The 19,946-nt window shown below is 36.3% G+C and carries 19 protein-coding genes; 13 read left to right on the forward strand and 6 right to left on the reverse strand.

Going from position 1 to position 19,946, the window contains the following annotated elements:
• The first annotated feature begins 945 nt into the window (after window positions 1-945).
• The 4 genes from H1P_RS04925 (at window position 946) to H1P_RS04940 (ending at window position 3,372) form a co-directional block, all read left to right on the forward strand.
• Window positions 946-1,473 carry a peroxiredoxin gene (locus H1P_RS04925; RefSeq protein ID WP_144864733.1) on the forward strand — a complete coding sequence of 176 codons (528 nt, stop codon included), beginning with the start codon at window positions 946-948 and terminating at the stop codon, window positions 1,471-1,473.
• Between the two features lie 174 nt (window positions 1,474-1,647).
• Entirely contained in the window at window positions 1,648-2,412 is a 765-nt protein-coding gene (locus tag H1P_RS04930; RefSeq protein WP_144864734.1) for a ZIP family metal transporter, read from the forward strand.
• Between the two features lie 102 nt (window positions 2,413-2,514).
• Window positions 2,515-3,018, forward strand: a complete 504-nt coding sequence (gene dps, locus H1P_RS04935) for a DNA starvation/stationary phase protection protein Dps (protein ID WP_144864736.1) — start codon at window positions 2,515-2,517, stop codon at window positions 3,016-3,018.
• 72 nt (window positions 3,019-3,090) lie between these two features.
• Window positions 3,091-3,372 (forward strand): small RNA NsiR4-regulated ssr1528 family protein, encoded by a 282-nt coding sequence (locus H1P_RS04940; RefSeq protein WP_186375843.1) that lies wholly within the window; start codon window positions 3,091-3,093, stop codon window positions 3,370-3,372.
• A 61-nt stretch (window positions 3,373-3,433) separates the two neighbouring features.
• Here H1P_RS04940 and H1P_RS04945 read toward each other — a convergent pair whose 3' ends face one another.
• Window positions 3,434-4,183 carry a PFE-CTERM domain-containing protein gene (locus H1P_RS04945; protein ID WP_144864737.1) on the reverse strand — a complete coding sequence of 250 codons (750 nt, stop codon included), beginning with the start codon at window positions 4,181-4,183 and terminating at the stop codon, window positions 3,434-3,436.
• Window positions 4,173-4,493, reverse strand: coding sequence for a hypothetical protein (locus H1P_RS04950; protein WP_144864740.1), 321 nt, complete (start codon window positions 4,491-4,493; stop codon window positions 4,173-4,175). The genes H1P_RS04945 and H1P_RS04950 overlap by 11 nt, the downstream gene beginning before the upstream one ends.
• A gap of 156 nt (window positions 4,494-4,649) precedes the next feature.
• On the opposite strand from H1P_RS04950, the gene gorA reads away from it, so the two are divergent.
• Window positions 4,650-6,005: a glutathione-disulfide reductase gene (gene gorA, locus H1P_RS04955; RefSeq protein ID WP_144864742.1), complete on the forward strand. Its 1,356-nt coding sequence runs from the start codon at window positions 4,650-4,652 to the stop codon at window positions 6,003-6,005.
• 822 nt (window positions 6,006-6,827) lie between these two features.
• A complete protein-coding gene (locus H1P_RS04960; protein ID WP_144864744.1) occupies window positions 6,828-7,451 on the forward strand; it encodes a Crp/Fnr family transcriptional regulator in 624 nt (207 codons plus the stop codon).
• A 51-nt stretch (window positions 7,452-7,502) separates the two neighbouring features.
• Here the strand turns inward: H1P_RS04960 and H1P_RS04965 are convergent, their stop codons facing one another.
• From H1P_RS04965 to H1P_RS04975, 3 genes are all read right to left on the reverse strand, one after another.
• Entirely contained in the window at window positions 7,503-7,742 is a 240-nt protein-coding gene (locus H1P_RS04965; protein ID WP_144864746.1) for a ketohydroxyglutarate aldolase, read from the reverse strand.
• A 198-nt stretch (window positions 7,743-7,940) separates the two neighbouring features.
• Window positions 7,941-9,239: a S8 family peptidase gene (locus H1P_RS04970; RefSeq protein ID WP_144864748.1), complete on the reverse strand. Its 1,299-nt coding sequence runs from the start codon at window positions 9,237-9,239 to the stop codon at window positions 7,941-7,943.
• A gap of 968 nt (window positions 9,240-10,207) precedes the next feature.
• Window positions 10,208-10,456: a hypothetical protein gene (locus H1P_RS04975; protein ID WP_144864750.1), complete on the reverse strand. Its 249-nt coding sequence runs from the start codon at window positions 10,454-10,456 to the stop codon at window positions 10,208-10,210.
• Window positions 10,457-10,974: 518 nt separating this feature from the next.
• Between H1P_RS04975 and H1P_RS04980 the strand changes: the two genes are divergently transcribed.
• The 4 genes from H1P_RS04980 to lhgO all read left to right on the forward strand — a co-directional run bounded on the left by H1P_RS04980 (window position 10,975) and on the right by lhgO (window position 14,895).
• On the forward strand, window positions 10,975-11,961 hold the full coding sequence (locus tag H1P_RS04980) for an ABC transporter ATP-binding protein (RefSeq protein WP_144864752.1): 987 nt from the start codon (window positions 10,975-10,977) through the stop codon (window positions 11,959-11,961).
• Between the two features lie 319 nt (window positions 11,962-12,280).
• Window positions 12,281-12,940 carry an HAD family hydrolase gene (locus H1P_RS04985; RefSeq protein WP_144864754.1) on the forward strand — a complete coding sequence of 220 codons (660 nt, stop codon included), beginning with the start codon at window positions 12,281-12,283 and terminating at the stop codon, window positions 12,938-12,940.
• A 28-nt stretch (window positions 12,941-12,968) separates the two neighbouring features.
• Window positions 12,969-13,364, forward strand: coding sequence for a DUF3592 domain-containing protein (locus H1P_RS04990; RefSeq protein ID WP_144864756.1), 396 nt, complete (start codon window positions 12,969-12,971; stop codon window positions 13,362-13,364).
• A gap of 343 nt (window positions 13,365-13,707) precedes the next feature.
• On the forward strand, window positions 13,708-14,895 hold the full coding sequence (gene lhgO / locus H1P_RS04995) for an L-2-hydroxyglutarate oxidase (protein ID WP_144864759.1): 1,188 nt from the start codon (window positions 13,708-13,710) through the stop codon (window positions 14,893-14,895).
• 19 nt (window positions 14,896-14,914) lie between these two features.
• Here lhgO and H1P_RS05000 read toward each other — a convergent pair whose 3' ends face one another.
• Window positions 14,915-15,505 carry a YqhA family protein gene (locus H1P_RS05000; RefSeq protein WP_144864760.1) on the reverse strand — a complete coding sequence of 197 codons (591 nt, stop codon included), beginning with the start codon at window positions 15,503-15,505 and terminating at the stop codon, window positions 14,915-14,917.
• 440 nt (window positions 15,506-15,945) lie between these two features.
• Here H1P_RS05000 and H1P_RS05005 point away from each other — a divergent pair, with 440 nt between their 5' ends.
• The 3 genes from H1P_RS05005 (at window position 15,946) to H1P_RS05015 (ending at window position 19,826) form a co-directional block, all read left to right on the forward strand.
• The gene (locus H1P_RS05005; RefSeq protein ID WP_222426936.1) at window positions 15,946-17,835 is read left to right on the forward strand and encodes an ArnT family glycosyltransferase; all 1,890 of its coding nucleotides are present in this window, start codon (window positions 15,946-15,948) and stop codon (window positions 17,833-17,835) included.
• Window positions 17,836-18,075: 240 nt separating this feature from the next.
• Window positions 18,076-19,035: a glycosyltransferase family 2 protein gene (locus H1P_RS05010; protein WP_144864765.1), complete on the forward strand. Its 960-nt coding sequence runs from the start codon at window positions 18,076-18,078 to the stop codon at window positions 19,033-19,035.
• A gap of 110 nt (window positions 19,036-19,145) precedes the next feature.
• On the forward strand, window positions 19,146-19,826 hold the full coding sequence (locus H1P_RS05015; protein ID WP_144864766.1) for a TVP38/TMEM64 family protein: 681 nt from the start codon (window positions 19,146-19,148) through the stop codon (window positions 19,824-19,826).
• Window positions 19,827-19,946 lie beyond the last annotated feature (120 nt).

Genomic DNA, 19,946 nt, shown 5'->3' on the forward strand with positions numbered 1-19,946 from the left:
CCATCGACATCCAGTAATCAAAATGTACAGCAATGTATTTCAAACATACCTAAAGGGTGTGGTCGGCATTCCTCGCGATCAGGCGGAGCCTGGCACTGCGTGATCGCTTTTCGGAATTTTTCTTTTTAGGAAAAATATCTTGAAATAGCTTCCACTCTAGGTCATTTAATCCCTCAAATTTGCCTGGCATCTTCAGTCGTTTAGTTACAACCTTCTTATTTTATCTATTATTAGTGGGATAGGTTCATACTCCTCTTGCTGAAGCAACACTACGCTAGAGAATTCTAGGATACTGGCGCAGCTTGCGAGTCGAAACCCGTCTTACGGCTGCTCTCCTACTGGAAAATGCCCTCACCAGTTGAGAAAAAACTCAAACAACCAGGATTGGTTTTCTTTCTTCAAGTCTTCTAGAGCTTAGTTGAATCCTGCATTTTACCGCTAGCGATTCGCATTTATTCCAATCAAACTAGAAAGAAGATATCTTTGCGGTACGTTTGCGGTTTTACCGATTCAACTTCTGAATCAAACCCTCTACCTCAAGTATGTTGAAAGACTTCTGGTAATATACAACAACCAAAACTCTCGCTATATAAAGATTTCATGTCCAATTTGTATCAAAAATATATTAGGGGCTGTCTCTTCGGGAAACCCAAACGGGGCTTTCAAGGTTCTGAATTTATTTCAGAACACAGCCCCTTGAGTTTAATAGGCTCTTCGCGTTTCTACACTGGAATTTATTGGGAGTTTTAACCAACATATTTGCTATAAGTGGTCAAGGTTTGAAACTTATTCGGCAAGCCTTACTACCTTAAACAAGCAATCAAAAGGCTTATCCAAGAAAGTACTATTTTTTTGCTTGACAAGTCGTAGTCGTTATGAGTATGATTTATTTAGGCAAACTCGAAATGAGTACAACTTACACGGAGCAACAAGTAGTAGATAGTTATGAAAGATAAAGTACCTAGCGTAGTTTTTAAAACCAGAGTCCGCGATGAATCCGTAGGAGATCCTAATCCCTTTCGTTGGCAAGATCTCACTACAGAAGAAATTTTTGGAGGTAAAAAAATAGTTGTATTTGCTCTTCCTGGTGCATTTACTCCCACTTGTTCTTCTACCCACTTACCTCGTTACGAAGAACTATACAACGAAATTAAAGCTCAAGGAGTGGATGAGGTTATTTGTCTTTCGGTTAATGATGCTTTTGTGATGTTCCAATGGGGTAAGGCGCAAGGTGCAAAAAATGTCTTTTTACTTCCCGACGGTAGTGGTGAATTTACGCGCAAAATGGGAATGTTGGTTAACAAGGATAATTTAGGCTTTGGAATGCGCTCCTGGCGTTATTCTATGGTGGTAGATGACATGAAAATCGAGAAAATGTTTATCGAGCCTGATTTTGGTGATAACTGTCCTACTGACCCCTTTGAAGTTTCTGATGCCGATACAATGTTGGCTTATTTAAAAGGATCGAAATAACTTTAGGGGCTGGTGGCTGGTAATTAGGATATTCTGGGACTTACGCACGACGAATATTTTTATACTTTGTATAGCACACCCTACCCTAACTATGGTGTTTCTGCGTAAGTCCTGTATCCAGAATTGTGTCTATTTTCCCCATCATTAATTCCTAATTACCGAATAAAAACAATTATGGGAACGATTTACTTAGGATTTGTAGCTAGTTTGATTGCTGGTTTAGGCACTTCTGTTGGTGCATTACCGATTTTGTTTGCACAAAAACTCGATCGCAATTGGCAAGGATTACTTTTAGGAATTGGTGGCGGAATCATGCTAGCAGCTACAACCTTTTCTCTAATCATACCTGGTCAACAATCAGCGATTGCTTTAGGTTATTCTGACCAATCAGCAGCCTTAATTATCAGTCTAGGAATTATATTAGGTGCAGCTTTGCTATGGCTAATACACAATAACTTTCCCCATGAACACTTTAATCAAGGGCCAGAAGGTAAAATAACAGAAAACTTTCAGCGTATTTGGTTATTTGTCCTAGCGATTACTCTGCATAACTTTCCCGAAGGATTAGCTGTTGGTGTGGGTTTTGGCAATGGAGAAGGTTTACCTCTAGCTCTTGGTATTGGTTTACAAAATATGCCAGAGGGATTAGTAGTAGCCTTGGCTTTGAGAGAATTAAATTACTCTGTTGCTTATGCTTTCGGTATCTCTTCACTTACAGGTTTAGTTGAACCCATTGGTGGAATTGCAGGAGCAAGTATAGTTAGTGTAGGTCAAATAGTGCTTCCTTGGGCAATGGCAGCAGCAGCAGGGGCAATGTTATTTGTAATTGTAGATGAAATCATTCCTGAGATAGACCGAGAAAGTATAACTCAAGAAGGAACATTAGGCATTATGACAGGATTTGTCACTATGATGTTTTTAGATATGGCTTATGGCTAATTGTTCAATGATTAATTACGGGTTAAGTAATTAGCCATGAATGAAGCAAACGTTAAATAGTTAAAAAAGAAACAACCCTAAAATATCAAGAGGAACAAAATTATGGTTTCTACGATTTCTAAACAAAAAATGTATGCTACTCGTATTGATATTGCTCAAAATGTACGAGAAAAAGTAATTGACCTTTTAAATCAATCTCTCGCTGCAACTTTAGACCTCAAAACCCAAACCAAACAAGCACATTGGAACGTTAAGGGTACTGATTTCTATCAGCTACATCAGTTGTTTGATGAAATGGCTGGTGAATTAGAAGAATATGTGGATATGGTTGCCGAAAGAGTGACTGCTTTAGGTGGTACAGCTTTAGGCACAGCCCGCCTTGCAGCAGCAGAGTCTATCTTACCTGAATACGATTTAGATGCAGTAGGGGGTATGGAACACGTTACAGCTTTAGCCGATCGCTATGCTGCTTATGGTAAACACCTCAGAGAAGCGATTGATAGTACTGATGAGTTAGGAGATGCCGATACAGCAGATTTATATACTGAAATTTCCCGTACTATTGATAAACGTCTCTGGTTCTTAGAAGCTCATTTGGTTAAATAAAGATTTAATTGTAAGGTGGGCATTGCACTAAAGTACTTCCTTTGGTCGCTCACCCTTACATCAATAACGAACATGACAGATACTAAAGGCGCAGATTCAGTAGATAAAGCGATCGCTAAAGGACTGGATTTAGATGGTTCACCCATTCCCACTAATAAACTGGATTTATATAACAAGGTAATGGGTTTTGAAGCAGGTAGACAAAGAAGCGGTGTCACCAATACAATGCGTTCTCGTATAGTGCGGATCGGTGCTAAACACATTGCTCAAGATGAACTCAACCAAATGTTAATCGATGCAGAGTTTCCACCATTGAAAGATAAGGAAATTGCTTTTTATTACGGCGGAAAATAAGACAAATGAGGGATGATTTACAAATTGTCCCTCAGAAAATAGGAAAACTCGAGAACTATATTTATTTTGGTAGTTTTCTGCTTTTTAAATGCTTAATCCCTAGTAATCCTCCACCAGATAGTAACAAGCCCAAGCCAGGGGAAAACTCAAAAGGTACAGATGTTGTTGCTGGTTGAACATCAAAAGAGCCACCAAAGACAACTGCGTGTCCACTTGTATCATTGGTAGCACTGCTGGTAGGAAGTCCATTGAAAAAATATAAAGCTATCGATTGTACTTCTTCTGTCGCACCAAAATCATAATAGGCTCTGTTTTCTGCTATGTTTGCATTATTCCGATTAGTGTCTATTTGATCGTAAACATAGTTAATAGTTTGACCGTTACCAGTACCATCATCAAACTCAATTGTATCTCTTGCCAAATTAGTACTAGTTTCAAAAGAAAAATTAGGATCGATTCCTGTGCCAGGAGTTCCTACAGTAGAAGAACTGAAGGCTTCGATAGTTACAGAATCTATGTATGTTTCTGATGCACCCGTTGCTTCGTCGTCATCGATGTCATCAATAAAAAATCTAGTAGTCGAGTCAATTATGATGGGAGTAGAGAAACTAAAAGTTAATACTTGATAATTAGCTAGCGTTCCACCACTCAGCACCCGTTTGCCATCGATGACAGCTAAAGTGTCAATATTCCCATCATCACTGAGGTTAGTATCCTCAATTTTCAATCTTTTGGTAGTGATAGGACCGCGATCATCAAAATTAAAGTTTTGAGTATTGGTTTCAGCACTACCTACAAGATTATGTTGCACTACTTGAACTTTGTGGCGCGCCAGTAAAAGTAATCTGTAACCCTGTGGTACTATCGGTAGCCGTCCCTGTAGTACTTCCAGCTTGCCAGCCATCTTGTATACCACTGCCATGATCCCAATCGTTCATAATTCCACTGGGATTAATGCCATCATTGGTAAGTTCACTATCAGAAGAAAAGCTAAAAGTGATTTGAGCAGCTTGAGCAGCTTGAGTAATTAGTGAACTTAAAATAGTTGCGTTTACAATAACAGGTAAGCCCACTGAAGCAAAAATAAGATTTTTAATATCCTGAAAAGATGGATGTTTCATAGTTTGGGAATAGATTGACAATTATACGTAATTTATCCACACCATGCTAACTGTCGCCAAATGAAAAAAAAATCAGGGATTTCAAGGATTTTAGAGTTTACTTCAAAGCAGTTTATTGATTAGTCTAGTTATTTTTATTTACGGAGATACACGAACATGAGTTACGATTTTGATTTATTTGTCATTGGTGCGGGTTCTGGTGGTATTGCTACTGCTAGAAGAGCAGCCGAATATGGGGCAAAAGTAGGTATTGCCGAATTTGATCGCTTAGGCGGTACTTGTGTTAATCGTGGTTGTGTACCCAAAAAACTAATGGTGTACGCTTCCCATTTTCCCAAAGATTTTCAAGCTGCATCGGGTTACGGTTGGACAGTAGGAGAAAGCAAATTTAACTGGAAAACCATGATTACGGCGGTTAATAATGAAGTAGATCGCCTCAATAGTATTTACCAAAGGATGTTAGATAAATCTGAGGTGACAGTTTATGAGGGTTACGGTAAATTTATTGACTCCCATACCATTGCTATTGGTGATGAAAAGGTAACGGCGGAAAAAATTTTAATTGCTGTAGGTGGTAAACCTGTCAAACCTGATGATATCCCTGGTATTGAACACGCTATTACTTCTCGTGAAATCTTCCATCTGCAAGAACAACCGAAACAGATTGTAATTATTGGTGGTGGTTACATTGGTGTAGAATTTGCTTGTATTCTCAATGGATTAGGTTCAGAAGTCACCTTAGTTATTCGTAGCGATAAAGTTTTGCGAGGATTTGAAGAAGATATTCGGATGGAGATCCAAGAAGCGATGCAAGGTAACGGTATTCGCATTCTGACTAACAAACCAAACATTGCTATCGAAAAGACTAATACGGGTTTACAACTCAAAATTGCAGGTCGAGAAGAGGAAGAAGAAATTCTCGTTGCTGATGCCGTTAGTCTGGCTGCAACAGGAAGAAGTCCCCGCATCGAGAATTTAGGCTTAGAAAATACTAACGTAGAAGTGGTTAATGGTGCTGTTGCGATTGATAAATATAACCAAACTACGGAAGAGCATATTTATGCGGTAGGAGATTGTACTGCTAAAGTTGAACTCACTCCTGTAGCCATTAAAGAAGGTAGAGCTTTTGCTGATACCCATTTTGGCGGACAATCAAAGCAAATGGCTTACGATAATATTCCCACTGCTGTCTTTACTACTCCTGAAGCTGCAACCGTCGGTTTAACAGAAGCCGAAGCCAGAGAAAAATATGGGAATGCAGTCAAAATTTATCGCAGTAAATTCCGCCCCATGTATTACACTTTGCCTGATATGCAAGTTAAAACCCTGATGAAATTAGTTGTTGATGGTAACACTAATAAAGTAGTGGGGGCGCACATGGTTGGAGATAGTGCAGCCGAAATTATCCAAGGTATAGCGATCGCTGTTAAAATGGGAGCAACTAAAGCTGATTTTGATGCCACAGTCGCAGTTCATCCTAGTTCGGCTGAAGAATTTGTCACCATGCGATAGTTTTTAAAAGTGTATTTAGCCTGTGGAGAAAGGAGAAAAGAAACTGTGGGAAAAAAGCTTTCGACGACTTCTTTTCTCTTTTTTTTAGCTAAAGTTCAGGTCTGAAATATAAAGTTAATTGAAAAGGAGCGTGTAAAGCAGATGTGTTGCTGTCGTCGCTCGTCAATAACTTTCTTGTCCTAATCTAATTTTGTCTCGCCGTAGCATATCTGACGCACTATGACAGACTAGACAAATTATAACTTATTGAGATTAATTAGCAAAATATTTTCAATATTTTTAGAGTCCAAATCTAAAAAACACTGTATATTTTTGTACTAATATAGATATATATAAAGATTACAATGCTTTGCAAAGGTTAATTATCATGATTTTTTAAGTAGTACATAAATTATCAATTAGTAGTATTAAATAACTATATATTAAATTAATTGCAAATCTTTGGCATTTGACAAAAAGAAATGATATATTATTCTTATTGATTAGGATATCGAGTTTCCTTGAGTTATGTTTCTTGGATTAGCTAGAAATCCAACTTTTTGTTGCTGTTGGATACAAAATTTGACTCTAAAAATAGAAGACGATAAGTGATTTATCCAGTAACTAGAAGTAACTGATATTATCCTTCTCAATGTTCTGTATTACTTAGCCTTTACTGGTGCTAATTTAACCTACGCACCAGTTTAGTTTATTATTTTATTTTTTAAACAAAGTTATTAACTATCATAAAATATACAGCTTATTTTAAATTTAATAAATAATTATTCAAAGAATTATCCTCAACTACTTAACAGAATAAAAAATCGTTCTGGAAATGAAACTATGTTCGCAAGCACAAGAGACAAAAACTTGATTTTTCCCTACAGAAAAGAGCATAAAGACGTTTATTCTAGGTCGCTAATAATCACTTTTAGTAAAGGGCAGTTTATTCCTCAAACTGCTGAGAAGCTCTGGTTGCTTAAAAAAGGTGCTGTCAAGACTTTAAGTGGTAGCGAAGCAGGTAAGACTAATATTTTAGGATACTGGGGAGAAGGAGATGTTATTGGCTCATCTTTATCCAAGGTTAATACCTATGAAGCCCAATGTTTAAATACAGTAGAAGCTATTTCTGTTTCTTTAGAGCAAGGTAGATTTTTATTTAAAGAAATTAGTCATTGTATTCAACAAACTGATGAATTACTGCGTATTATTAGAACAGAAAAAATGTACTCAAGATTGTCTTCATTGCTAATTTGGTTCGCCAGTAAATTTGGTTCTCAAGTATTACAAGGTACTTTGATTAATATTCGCCTGACTCATCAAGAATTAGCGGAGATTATAGGTGCAACACGAGTAACTGTTACCAGATTACTTAACCAATTAGAACAAGAAGAGATGATTACTCGTCCTCGCAGATTTGCGATCGTAATTAAAAATTTTGGCTTGCTGGAATCAAAAAGACAGTAAACAGTATCATTATTTATTTTATTTAATATCTCAAATCAGCAAAGTCTAAAATTATTGAACATTGGAATCGGGAGGAGCTAGCTGATAACCTTGTTGAGATTCAATGTTTTTTACTCCTTCAACTTGATAAAGACTATTTAGCCGATCGGGCTGAATTGAACCACAAATAACCCCAATACTAGATAAAGTTTGTTCTATATTCATTCCAGATGATTGCAACTGTTGGGAAATTTGCTGCATTTGAGTTAAATGAGCGTCGTCAACGGAAACCGATATTTTAACTTCAGACATCTCAGTACTTTGAATTAAAAGTAAGTTTTGGCTCGATACGTTTTTTGATAAGCAGATAGGAATAGCTAAACATAATACCGCTATTATTATGATGCTTAATAGCTTCCAGTAATTAGCATTCAACTTGTATTCACTCTAATAAACAATTAACTTATGTTTAACTTTTTTCGCTCTATCTACTCATCATTTTAACAAGATTTAAATAGGAGCTTGCACTAAACCAATTCCTACATCAATTGAAGATAAAGGTAATCTTTGAGCATCTCGCATCAATAAAGCCCAAAGTTCCAGTCCTCTTTTGCCAGTTGCTTCGGCATACAAAGCAGCAATTCCTGCTACATGAGGAGTTGCCATACTTGTACCACTAATGGAGTTATATCTTAATGCTCCTGGTGGTTGAACTGCATTTAAATCTGTTGTCCAAGTTGAATAAATTTCAGGAAGGGGAGCTTGTCCTGCATTACCTCCTGGTGCTGCAATATCAATTGCTCCACCATCAGGATTAATTGAACCATTGGAGTACCAAGAAACACCTAACTGATTATCTAGAGCAGCTACAGCCATAATTGAAGGACAATTAGCAGGACGACCTACAGGATTGACAACACCAGGTCTATTACTTTCGTTTCCAGCAGCAGCAATAATTAAAGTACCCTGACTGAGAGCGCGTTGGGCAATATCTTCATAGATTTGAGAAAAAGGAGTACCTGGAGAAGCAGACGCACCTAAAGACATCGAAATAATTTGACAACCATTGGTAACAGCCCAATCAATGCCAGCTAAAATACCTTCATCCGCACCAGAACCTTGATTACTCAAAACCTTACCTACAAAAATTTCTGCGTTATGAGCAATGCCATAGCGCATAGGCGAAGACGGATCTGGTGGATTTAATGCTCCACAAGCAGTTCCAATACAGTGAGTACCGTGACCTTGTAAGTCTTGAACTTCTTCTCCTGTGATAAAAGATTGGCTAGTAATAGAGCGACCAGCAAAGTCAGGATGGTTCAAGTCTAAACCTGTGTCGAGTACCGCGACCTTAATACCCGTACCACTATAATTACTATCGACAACGTTTGTGGCTTGTAGTCCCCAGGTGGCTACACCATCAGTAAAGATAGAAGGGGTAACTTTTTCTCCTAATGCGACATTACCATTGCCTAAGTTGTCTGCTAAATTAGTTACACCATCTTTATAACCTTGGAGATAATTAACAATCTCGCCACTAACTGAACTCCCAATTGCATACATAATCTGTTCTGGTTCAGCAGCTATTATCGGTGCATCTCCAGCTACAGCAGTATTAAGAGACTGTAAACGGTCTGGGTCTAAAGAAACTACGACAACACCTAAATTACTATACACAGACATATCGGTATCTCTAACGCCAGTGAAGTCTGTCAATGCTGACATTCCCGAACGAACATCACTTTCGGGTAACAGAACTAGATAACGACCTGTTGTTTGTATTGGTCTTATTGGTAAGTTATTAGTCATGATTAAGTTTCAACTGAATTTTGCTTTTATAGAGGTAACAGTTTTGAAAGCACTATCTCTCCATATTTGATATGGGTACTTCAATACCTGTTTTCTGCAAATCTAGAATTTCCTTGATATTTCTTCAGGTTTCTCGCTCTTATCTTCTTTATCTATGGTATTTTTGAAGGTAATCTGCTTTTTGGAGAGAAAATGCGATCGCATTTAAAATAATTTCCCAATAATGATGCTACTTTGTTGGTTGAAAAAAAATATTGCTCAATCCGCTCCACAAAGAGAATAAATTCAATCTTCTAGTAAATCACCAAAAGCTTTTCCTAACTCCATACCGTTATCTGGTTCACATTCTTGGGGTTTTTACTCACAGCCACAAATCGAGCAGATACATTTCATGGCTTTTTAACTCTTAAGTATTTTTTATCTTAGAAAAGATAATTTGTAGAGAATATTAAAATTAAATAAGATTAAATTGCCAAGGCTCGCACGCAGGGTAGCTCGTCAAACCCTCAAAATAGCTACCTCTAAGGAAAACTTAATTGAGATTGAACTTTGAAAAATTATTGCTGTTTATCAACTTCAGTTTGATAACATTTTATTAAATATTATTCTGAATTGTATCGCTAATTGATAATAAAAAAATATATGGGCTGCTCAAGACTTCTTTAGTGTCCTAACTCAAAATCAACCAATTTTGTTCTCTATCGAACTCACGTTTACCAATTGATATTTTAATTTGAGTATGAAAAACCCTATGTGTCTGTAAACTAATATACCAAATCTCTGGCTAAATTAAATTAGTCACTAAAATTTCGTCTTAATTTTCTCTTAACCTTTACCCTTTACCATAAGCCCAAGCAAGGTCGATCGAGATCATGCAGTAAGTCTATATAAAGTTAAATGTAGAGTTGATTTATCGCTTCTAATTGTGATTCTAAGTTTGGCGACTAATTCTCTACACAACACCTCATCTAGAAAAATTGCTTGTAAATGCTTTCTCTGCTCATGAGTTCTTCCTCAAAAAACAGTTTTTTTGTACCTCTTTGATCCTTAATCCATTCTTGAAAAGCAGCAATTTCTAAAGATAGTTCATATTCCCAGTCAATAAGTTCGGTATTTTCTCTACTCAGCAACTTAATAACTGCTTTTTTTATTTGTTCGGCTGGTAAATTTTGAAGATTACTGGCTAATTGATCCTTGTTTTCGGTTGATATTTCCATTGGTATTTATTTTAAATAATCTTTAAAATTATTAGCACTACTACTAACTTTACTGACTTTACTAACTTTTTACCATTAAGTTTTGAAAAATTCCAGATTATTTAACATTCCACATCATCAAACAATGGTGATAAATTATACTAAGTAACAGGAACAAATCATTCAATTTCTAAAGTTTAAAAGCACAGGCTTGAAAAACAGTCAACATGGGAGTCCCCATTCGCCGTCCCGTCAAGCGGGATCGTATCAGGGCAGGATAATAATGATAAATGGAATATGCGTTGTCTTACAGAAGAGCATCAAGAAGCATTCCCTTGCACCCAAAACGATGGGCATAAACCCCCAAATGCGATGGGGATAAACACCCAATATGGAGGGTGTAAATGCTTTACGGCGACTGGGATATTCCCTCATTTCCTCCCGTCATTCTGAGGATAGACAAAATAAATTGCGATCGCTATAGCTGGCTAAGGTATGATTATCATAGTATGTCCAAGACTGTTTACCAATAATTCCTAGTGTCTATTATTGCTGTCGAAAATCTCAGTAAAATTTATCCTGTAGCCATCAAGCAACCAGGTTTAAAAGGAACATTAAACCATTTCTTTCGCCGTACCTATCGGGAAATTAAAGCTGTAAGTGATGTTTCCTTTCACATTCAACCAGGAGAAATGGTGGGTTTTTTGGGAGCGAATGGTGCAGGAAAAACCACCACCCTGAAAATGTTAACAGGGTTAATTTATCCTTCTAATGGTCGAGTAAAAGTAGCAGATTACACTCCTTTTAAACGTCAGCATAAGTTTTTGCAAAAAATTAGTCTAGTAATGGGGCAAAAACAGCAACTACTTTGGGATTTACCTGCTTTAGACTCGTTAAGAATTAATGCAGCTATTTACAATATCCCTGAAAAAATCTTTCAGCAACGCCTTCATGAGTTAAGCGAGATGTTATCACTACAAAGTAAGCTAACTCAACCAGTAAGGAAACTCTCTTTAGGGGAAAGGATGAAAGCAGAATTGTTAGCTGCATTATTGCATCATCCCCAGGTACTGTTTTTGGATGAGCCTACTTTGGGTTTGGATGTCAATGCTCAAGTAGCAGTCAGGAAATTTTTAGAGCAGTATAATCAACGCTACGATGCTACTATCCTACTAACCAGCCACTATATGGCTGATATTACCGCATTGTGCGATCGCGTGCTACTAATTCATCAAGGGAGTTTAATTTATGATGGTAGTCTTGATGGTTTGTTGGAGCGTTTTGCACCCTGTAGACAAGTAACAGTGGAATTATCTCAAGCAGTGCCTAAAAGCGAATTAGTTAACTATGGAGATATAGAAGCAATAGAAGGACAACAAGTTAAGTTTTTTGTTTCTAGAGAGAATTTAACCACTACCATCTCTCGTATTCTCGCTCAATTACCCGTTAGCGATCTAAGTGTTAATGACCCACCTATAGAGGAAGTTATAGGTCGTTTATTCGCTACTGGTCAAGTGGATAATTAGGGATGCCAGGAATAGCTTGTAAGAGTCTAATTTTTATCTTGAACTAGTTTTATCGATTTTTCTACTGAGACTGCTATTGGTGTTTTTGAACTTAGAGTTGCCAATAATCGCGATCGCCATTAAACTTTAATAACGGATTTTAGCTAATGTGGATCTCGGTTTTGCGAAACTTCCAACTTACGCCCTCAAAATCCACTAAAACATTGAGCTAATAGCTAAGCGCGAAGCAGGTTTAATCTCATCTAAATAACTTCTTAATTTTAATTAACCCAATCGCCTCTAATATTTTCCAAGGAGGGTTATTGATAAAATTATTGTTATGTTATACCAAGCACTTGCAACAGATTATGATGGCACTATAGCAACAGAAGGACAAGTTGATGAAACTACTATAACAGCCCTAAAACGCTGGCAGAAAACAGGACGTAAGCTGATTTTAGTCACTGGAAGACGACTCGATAATCTCTACACTGTCTTTCCACAAGCTAAATCTTTTGACTGTATTGTGGCAGAAAATGGAGCGTTACTTTCTTTCCCATCCACGGGAGAAACAACTTTGCTGGGTGAATCTCCTTCTGAGTCTCTGATTAAAGCTTTGCAACAGCGACAGGTTGAACCCCTCTCAGTCGGACAGGGAATTATCTCTACTCGAATTCCTCACGATACAACTGTATTAGAAGTTATCAAAGAATTAGGCTTGGCTTGGCTCATTAGCTATAACAAAGGAGCAGTGATGCTTTTACCAGAAGGGGTTGATAAAGACTCTGGATTGAGAATAGCTCTAGAGCGAATGAACCTATCACCCGATGAAGTGGTAGCAGTGGGAGATGGAGAAAACGATCTTCCTCTGTTAAACTTGTGCGGTTTATCCGTATCAGTGAAGAATGCTTTACCAGTTCTCAAAGATTGTAGTGACTGGGTAATGACCAAAAATAGAGGAGAAGGAGTTGTGGAATTGATAGATAAACTTTTTCAATAACTGATTTCAACAGAATGCTTAAACCGTAATGCAGATTGTATTTTTACTGTTAGGATTGCTAGCAATATTTCATGGGATATCGACCTTAGAGCAAAAAAGACGACAGCGCAAAAAGCTTACCTCAATAACCACTGGAATCGTAGTTGATAATGTGTATAAAAATCCTTACCATCATGACGAACCTTCTTATTACAGAGTAGTAGAGTTTTTTACTAATTCGCCAGAGAGGTTAGTTCGCATCGAATGTCTCGATTTTGGTCGAAATCAACCCCATAAGTTAGAACAAAAGGTAAAAGTTTGTTACTCTCCTTACAATCCTGAAAATGCTGAACTCGTGCATAATTATTGGTGGTTTCCAGGTGTCTTTGTAATATGTGTGGGGTGCGGGTTTGTGATTTTTACTCTTTTTGCTCCCATTTGGTAACAGAATAATTGAGAAAATTGCTATCTATAGCAAGCTGTTGAGCAAGATTTAGCATTGAAAAACTTGCCAGAATCGATAGAAGGCTGATTTTTAGCGATTGCCAGTTTAACCAAAAATGAATATTTATCATTTGACGGACTTACCGAACGTGCGAGTGTTGACAATCAAGACAATCGCTACAAATATTAGAAAAAAATTATTAGTTATTAATTGTTTATTGTTAATATATAAAAATCAGAGTAGGCATTGCTTATATACATTTTCGTAAATGATGTGTTTATCTGTAAGCAAAAATAAATTTATTTTATTAAAACCACTAACCACTAACCACTAACCAAGAAAAATGTACGATTTTACTATCATTGGTGGAGGAATTGTTGGCTTATCAACAGCAATGGCTTTAGGTCAAAAATATCCCGACAAAAAAATATTATTATTAGAAAAAGAAGCATCGTGGGCTGCTCATCAAACAGGAAATAATAGTGGTGTTATCCATTCAGGAATTTACTATAAACCTGGTAGCTATAAAGCAAAATTTTGTCGTGAAGGAAACAACGCCTTAGTTGAATTTTGTCAACAACACAATATAAATTACGAAATCTGCGGTAAAGTAATTGTCGCTACAGAACAAGAAGAATTACCCCGCTTAGAAAATATCTACAAAAGAGGTGTGGCGAATAATATTGACATCTCCATGTTAAGTAAAGAAGAAGCCAAAGAAGTTGAACCTCACGTTAATTCTTTAGCTGCAATTTTAGTAAAATCAACAGGCATTGTAGACTATAAACAAGTAGCTGAAAAATACGCTGAACTTGCAATTAAACAAGGCGCAGACTTATTTAATAATTGTCGAGTAACCGATATTAAAGAAACCTCAGAAGGCTACGTTTTAATAACCAATAAAGAAGAATATCAAACGCGCTTTTTAATCAACTGTGCGGGGCTTTTCAGCGATCGCGTAGCCCAATTGGTAGGAGTAAAACCACCAGCAAAAATAGTGCCTTTTAGAGGAGAATATTACGAATTAACGCCAGAAAAACGCTATTTAGCCAGCAACACCTTAATCTATCCCGTTCCCAATCCCAATTTCCCCTTCTTAGGGGTACACTTTACTAAAATGATAGATGGTAGCGTTCACGCAGGACCCAATGCAGTGCTAAGTTTTAAGCGAGAGGGCTACTATAAAACTGATTTTAACCTCAAAGACTTCCTCGACACCATGACCTATCCTGGTTTTTGGAAACTCAGTGTAAAACATGGTGTGGATGGCATACAAGAAATGGCTCGATCTTGGAGTAAATCCTTATTTGTAGCTAGTTTACAACGTCTAATTCCTGAAGTAAGTGCTAAAGATGTAGTCCCTACCCATGCAGGAGTTAGGGCGCAAGCATTAGGCAATAATGGCAAGCTAGTAGATGATTTTTTGATTATCGATCGCCCCCAAGCAATGCACGTCTGTAACGCACCTTCTCCTGCTGCTACTTCTTCTATCGCCATCGGGAAAGCGATCGCTAACAGAGTTACGGTTTAACTTTTTCAGCAAACCCTAATTATTTATCGTCTTGATTAGGAGATTGCTGATTATCATTTTCTAAAAGATGACTATCCTTAGAAGGATGAAGATGACTTAAGTTTAAAAGATACTGACTAATGGAAATTAACAAGATTGCCGAAGATATATAAACTACATCGCTTACTTGTTGAATTTCTAAATTAAGCATCCGCTTAAAAAGGCTAACAATTAAAGCTACAACAATTACATTAACTAATTTACTTTTTAGCTCTTCGAGGGATTCGCTCTGTAAAATATTAGAATCATCTTCATGTCTAATATCAATTTCTGAAATAAATAATTCATAAATACCAAAGGCAAAAATCAATAAAACAATACCTATTAAATAATAATCTATACCACCAATAATGTAACCTACTATCTTGATAGTGGCTTCTCCTTCAGGGTCTTGAACATCAAAAGGATAAGTTAATCCTGCCCAAATATCTACAGTTCCAATAATAATAAAGCGTAAAGCACTCAGTAAGCTAAAGATAACTGGAGCTATAATAAAAAAACGAAAATTCCAGATTAATGCTTCAAAAATATACTCAATTTTTTTGGTTATTTTTGATGTTTTATTAGCCATTAATTAATGTATTAATAGGGTTCTTATAAGAATCTATGGATATATTAAATTGATTTTTTGGTTAACTCTGTAAAGTCAATTAAAGTAAGTTGTCGAAAACTCTTATCCAGTAAGAATTTTATCAATTCATTAAAAGTTGAGATCGCTCTCAAAAATTCTAGTCCCGTCTGCCTTTCAAAAATCAGATGGGTTTGCTCTGTATTTTAATTTTAAATTAATATATTCGATTTTGCTGACGATTTTGGGAAGACTATAGCTAAGTCACAGATTATCTCTGACTGCCCGAACCTAGACCAATCGTGGAAATTTAAACTCAAAAAGCCAATAGCTACTAGTTAATCAATAAATAATCAAATATGTTATCTACTCTACCTTTATTATCCCTAATATTGTTAAGTATAATTTTTGGGCAGAGAGAGCGGTGTTGGCGAAAAGCAATCGTGTCTGCTTTTGTTGTTGTTGGTGTTTTTATAGTTACAACTACTGAAATACTAAGTTTAGTTTCTTTGTTTAACTTTGTGGCGATATTATTAGCTTGGAGCTTATTTAATCTTGGCTTATTAGTCACTATTGTGCGCCAAAAATATCATCGAGAAACAATAGCTGACTTGACTAAAGCAATTTATTTGTTACCGCAGCAGCTTTCTTGGTTTTTAGCCTCACTATTATTAGGAATAATTATTGTCATTGCTCTTATTGGGGTAATTGCTGTAGTCGCCCCTCCTAACACTTGGGATTCAATGACTTATCACATGAGTCGAGTAATGCATTGGATACAAAATGGAAGTGTGGCTCATTATCCCACCTATAATTTACCTCAACTATTTCATCCACCTTTTGCTGAATTTAGTATTACTCACTTGCAGATTTTAAGTAAAAGCGATCGCTTTGCTAATTTAATTCAGTGGTTTAGTGCGATTGGCAGTGCGATTGGAGTTTCTTTAATAGCAAAAGAGTTAAATGCTGACCAAAGAGGGCAGGTTTTTACTGTTGTATTTGCTGCTACTATTCCTATGGGAATTTTGCAAGCTTCTAGTACCCAAAATGATTATGTAGTTACATTTTGGCTAGTTTGTTTGGCTTATTATGTATTGCTATCTTTTAAAACTCAAGAAAAACGCTATATTTTTTGGTTTATTGGTGCTAGTCTGGGTCTGGGTATTTTAACTAAATCATCAGCATATTTATATGGTTTTCCTTTCATGGTGTGGTTTAGTTTGATACAGCTTTGGCGTTATCGTTGGCGATGGCACGCCTGGCAAACAATTGGTTTTACTACAGCCATTGCGATTATCTTGAATGTAGGTCATTATTGGCGTAATTTCGAGTTATTTAATTCTTTTTTAGGAACGCCAAAAAACTTTGCAGTTGCATATAAAATTGAAGTAATTAGTTTCCCGACTTTTCTATCTAATGTCATCCGCAATATGGGATTACATTTGGATATTATCCGTACTTTAAGATTAGAACAATTTATTACTCCCATTACAGGAATTGCCAATAAACTCATTTTATTGTTCCACGATCTCATCGGGGTAGATATGTTCGATCCTCGTACTACAGCGCAATCTTATAGTGGAATACCAGGAATTTCTTTTGATGAAAATGTAGCTGGAAATCCCTTGCACTTATTTATAATTTTCTCGGTAATTTTTTACTTTTTGCTGAGAAAAAAACTGAGGAGAGATCGCCATTTACTAACTTATCAATTAGTAACTATTGCTTGTTTTTTTATGCTCTGTCTCATGTTGAAAATTCAAGCATATCAAAGTCGTCATCATTTAGCGATATTTATATTTTTTGCTCCTGTAGTGGGAATTATTTTAAGCCATATTCCCTTACAAAAACTGGCAAATACAATCGCCATATTATTAATTGTTACTTCTTTACCTTGGGTATTACAAAATAAATTTCGCCCTATTGCTGCTGAAGCCAATATTTTTAATCTCAGTCGCATCGAACAATATTTTATCAATCGCCCTCAACTACAAAAACCTTACGTCCAAGCTGCTCAAACCATCTTGACTACTGAATGCAAAAATATTGGCTTGTCTTTGGGAGAAGGAACTTCAGTTGGGAATGAATATTGGGAATATCCTTTTTGGGTATTACTTAAGAAAAGTCAACCACAAATACACATCGAAAACGTCAATGCTCAAAATATATCTTTGTCTAAAGCCGAAAAATATCCTCACAATAACTTCGCCCCTTGTGCAATTATTGCCGTTCGTAACCTCAAAGTTCCACAAATTGAGTCAATGATATTTAAAAATCGTTTATTTACAACAACAATGTCTTCACCTCCAGTGAAAGTTTTAATACCAAAGTAGAATCATCCCGATTTAATTGTTAGATAATAAGGAGCGATTTTTAGATTTATTGGATTCGCTTGGCAACTATTTAAGCCCTATACTTTGGAGGTTATAATATCATTTTAATCACAACATTTGAAGTCACTTTTAGTATGATTTAGGCAAAATTTTTTTTCAACAAACCTTGCTCTCCAAAATTGATTGACTTCAGTTAAATAGTGAAATGACGTAATAATTCTGAATTGTTAATGACTATTTATGACTTCTAAGCTAAATACAATTGAACTCTCAGTAGTTATTCCTCTTTACAATGAGGAAGAAAACATTGACTACTTGTTTGAAAGACTGATTACGGTTCTAGATAGACTTCAAACCACTTATGAAATTATCTGTATCAATGATGGTAGTAAAGATAAAACTTTAAAATATTTAATCGATTATCACCAAAAAAATTCTACCATCAAAGTTATTAATCTTTCTCGTAATTTTGGTAAAGAAATAGCTCTCTCTGCGGGAATTGATTATACAATGGGAGCAGCAATTATTCCCATAGATGCTGATTTACAAGACCCTCCAGAATTAATTGGCGAATTAGTTGAGAAATGGCGAGAAGGTTACGATGTAGTTTATGCTACAAGGCGATCGCGTAAAGGGGAAACTTGGTTAAAGAGATTAACTGCAAAGGCTTTTTATCAAACCATTGGTAAAATGAGTTGCGTCCCCATCCCTTCTAATACTGGTGATTTTCGTTTATTAGATCGGCGAGTAGTTGAAGCTATTAAAAAACTACCCGAACGAACTCGTTTTATGAAGGGATTGTTTGCTTGGGTGGGATACAAACAAACATCAGTAATGTTCGATCGCGAACCGCGTTTTCAAGGGAATACTACCTGGAACTATTGGAAATTGTGGAATTTTGCTTTAGATGGAATTATTTCCTTTAGTTTTTTACCTCTCAAGGTTTGGAGCTATATTGGTGTATCTATTTCTTTTGCATCTCTTTTGTATGCTTCTTTTCTAATTATTCGTACCCTAATTTTTGGAATTGATGTTCCTGGTTATGCTTCTTTGATGGTAGCAATTTTATTTTTAGGGGGTATCCAGTTAATTACTTTAGGGATTATTGGTGAATATTTGGGTCGTGTCTACGAAGAAGTTAAAAGAAGACCTCTTTACTTTGTACGCGAACAATATGGTTTTGATATCGATAAAGTATAATTTGTCAATTAATCAAAAAAATCAGCTATATAGAAAATGCCATATCATATCCTATTTAATAAATCCAAAATAATCCATATTAAATTTCTTTATTTATTTGGAGTAATATTTTGTCAAAGCTAAAAGGTAGCGTTCTTGTACTAACAATTATTTGCATTCTAGCCACGGGATTGGGAATGTTTCTTCTGGGCGGAATTGACAGAGAACAATTGCAAATGTGGTTAGAAAACATGGGAATTTGGGCACCCATTATCTATATACTGCTATATACCATTGGAACATTGTTAATATTACCCTCAACCCCTCTGAATCTAACTGGAGGGGCAATTTTTGGTATTTGGTGGGGTACATTCTGGACAACAGCAGCAGCATTAATCGCTGCTATAGTTGCTTTCGCTTTTACCCGTACGGTAGGAAGAGAGCTAATCTCTAAAAAATTTGCAGGGCGTTGGGAAGCGATTGATGCAGAAATCCGTTTAGGTGGTTTGTTCTATATGTTTGCTATTCGCTTGTTACCGATTATTCCCTATGGTTTAGTTAACTTTGCTGCGGGTTTAACATCAATCAAATTGAAAGATTATTTTCTTGGTACTCTGATGGGTACACTACCAGGAGTTCTACCTTTTGTAATGATGGGTGCGGGAATTAACGAACTATCTCAGGGAAATATATTACCTTTAATGTGTGCTTTTGCTTTAACAGGAATGTTAGTAGGTGGTGCTACTTGGTATCGTCGTCGCCGTCAAAATCCTCAAGATGCTTTGGAAAAAGTCGAACGAGAAGAAAATTAAGTAGCATTATTTACAATAATATTCGATCGCTATTTGATTCCTAATTCTCCCGCTCAATTAACTGCTCCCAAACTACACCGTTTACTAATTCATTTCGTTGGTGAATGCGAGACGTTCATA

Source organism: Hyella patelloides LEGE 07179, from assembly GCF_900659865.1.
GTDB lineage: Bacteria > Cyanobacteriota > Cyanobacteriia > Cyanobacteriales > Xenococcaceae > Hyella > Hyella patelloides.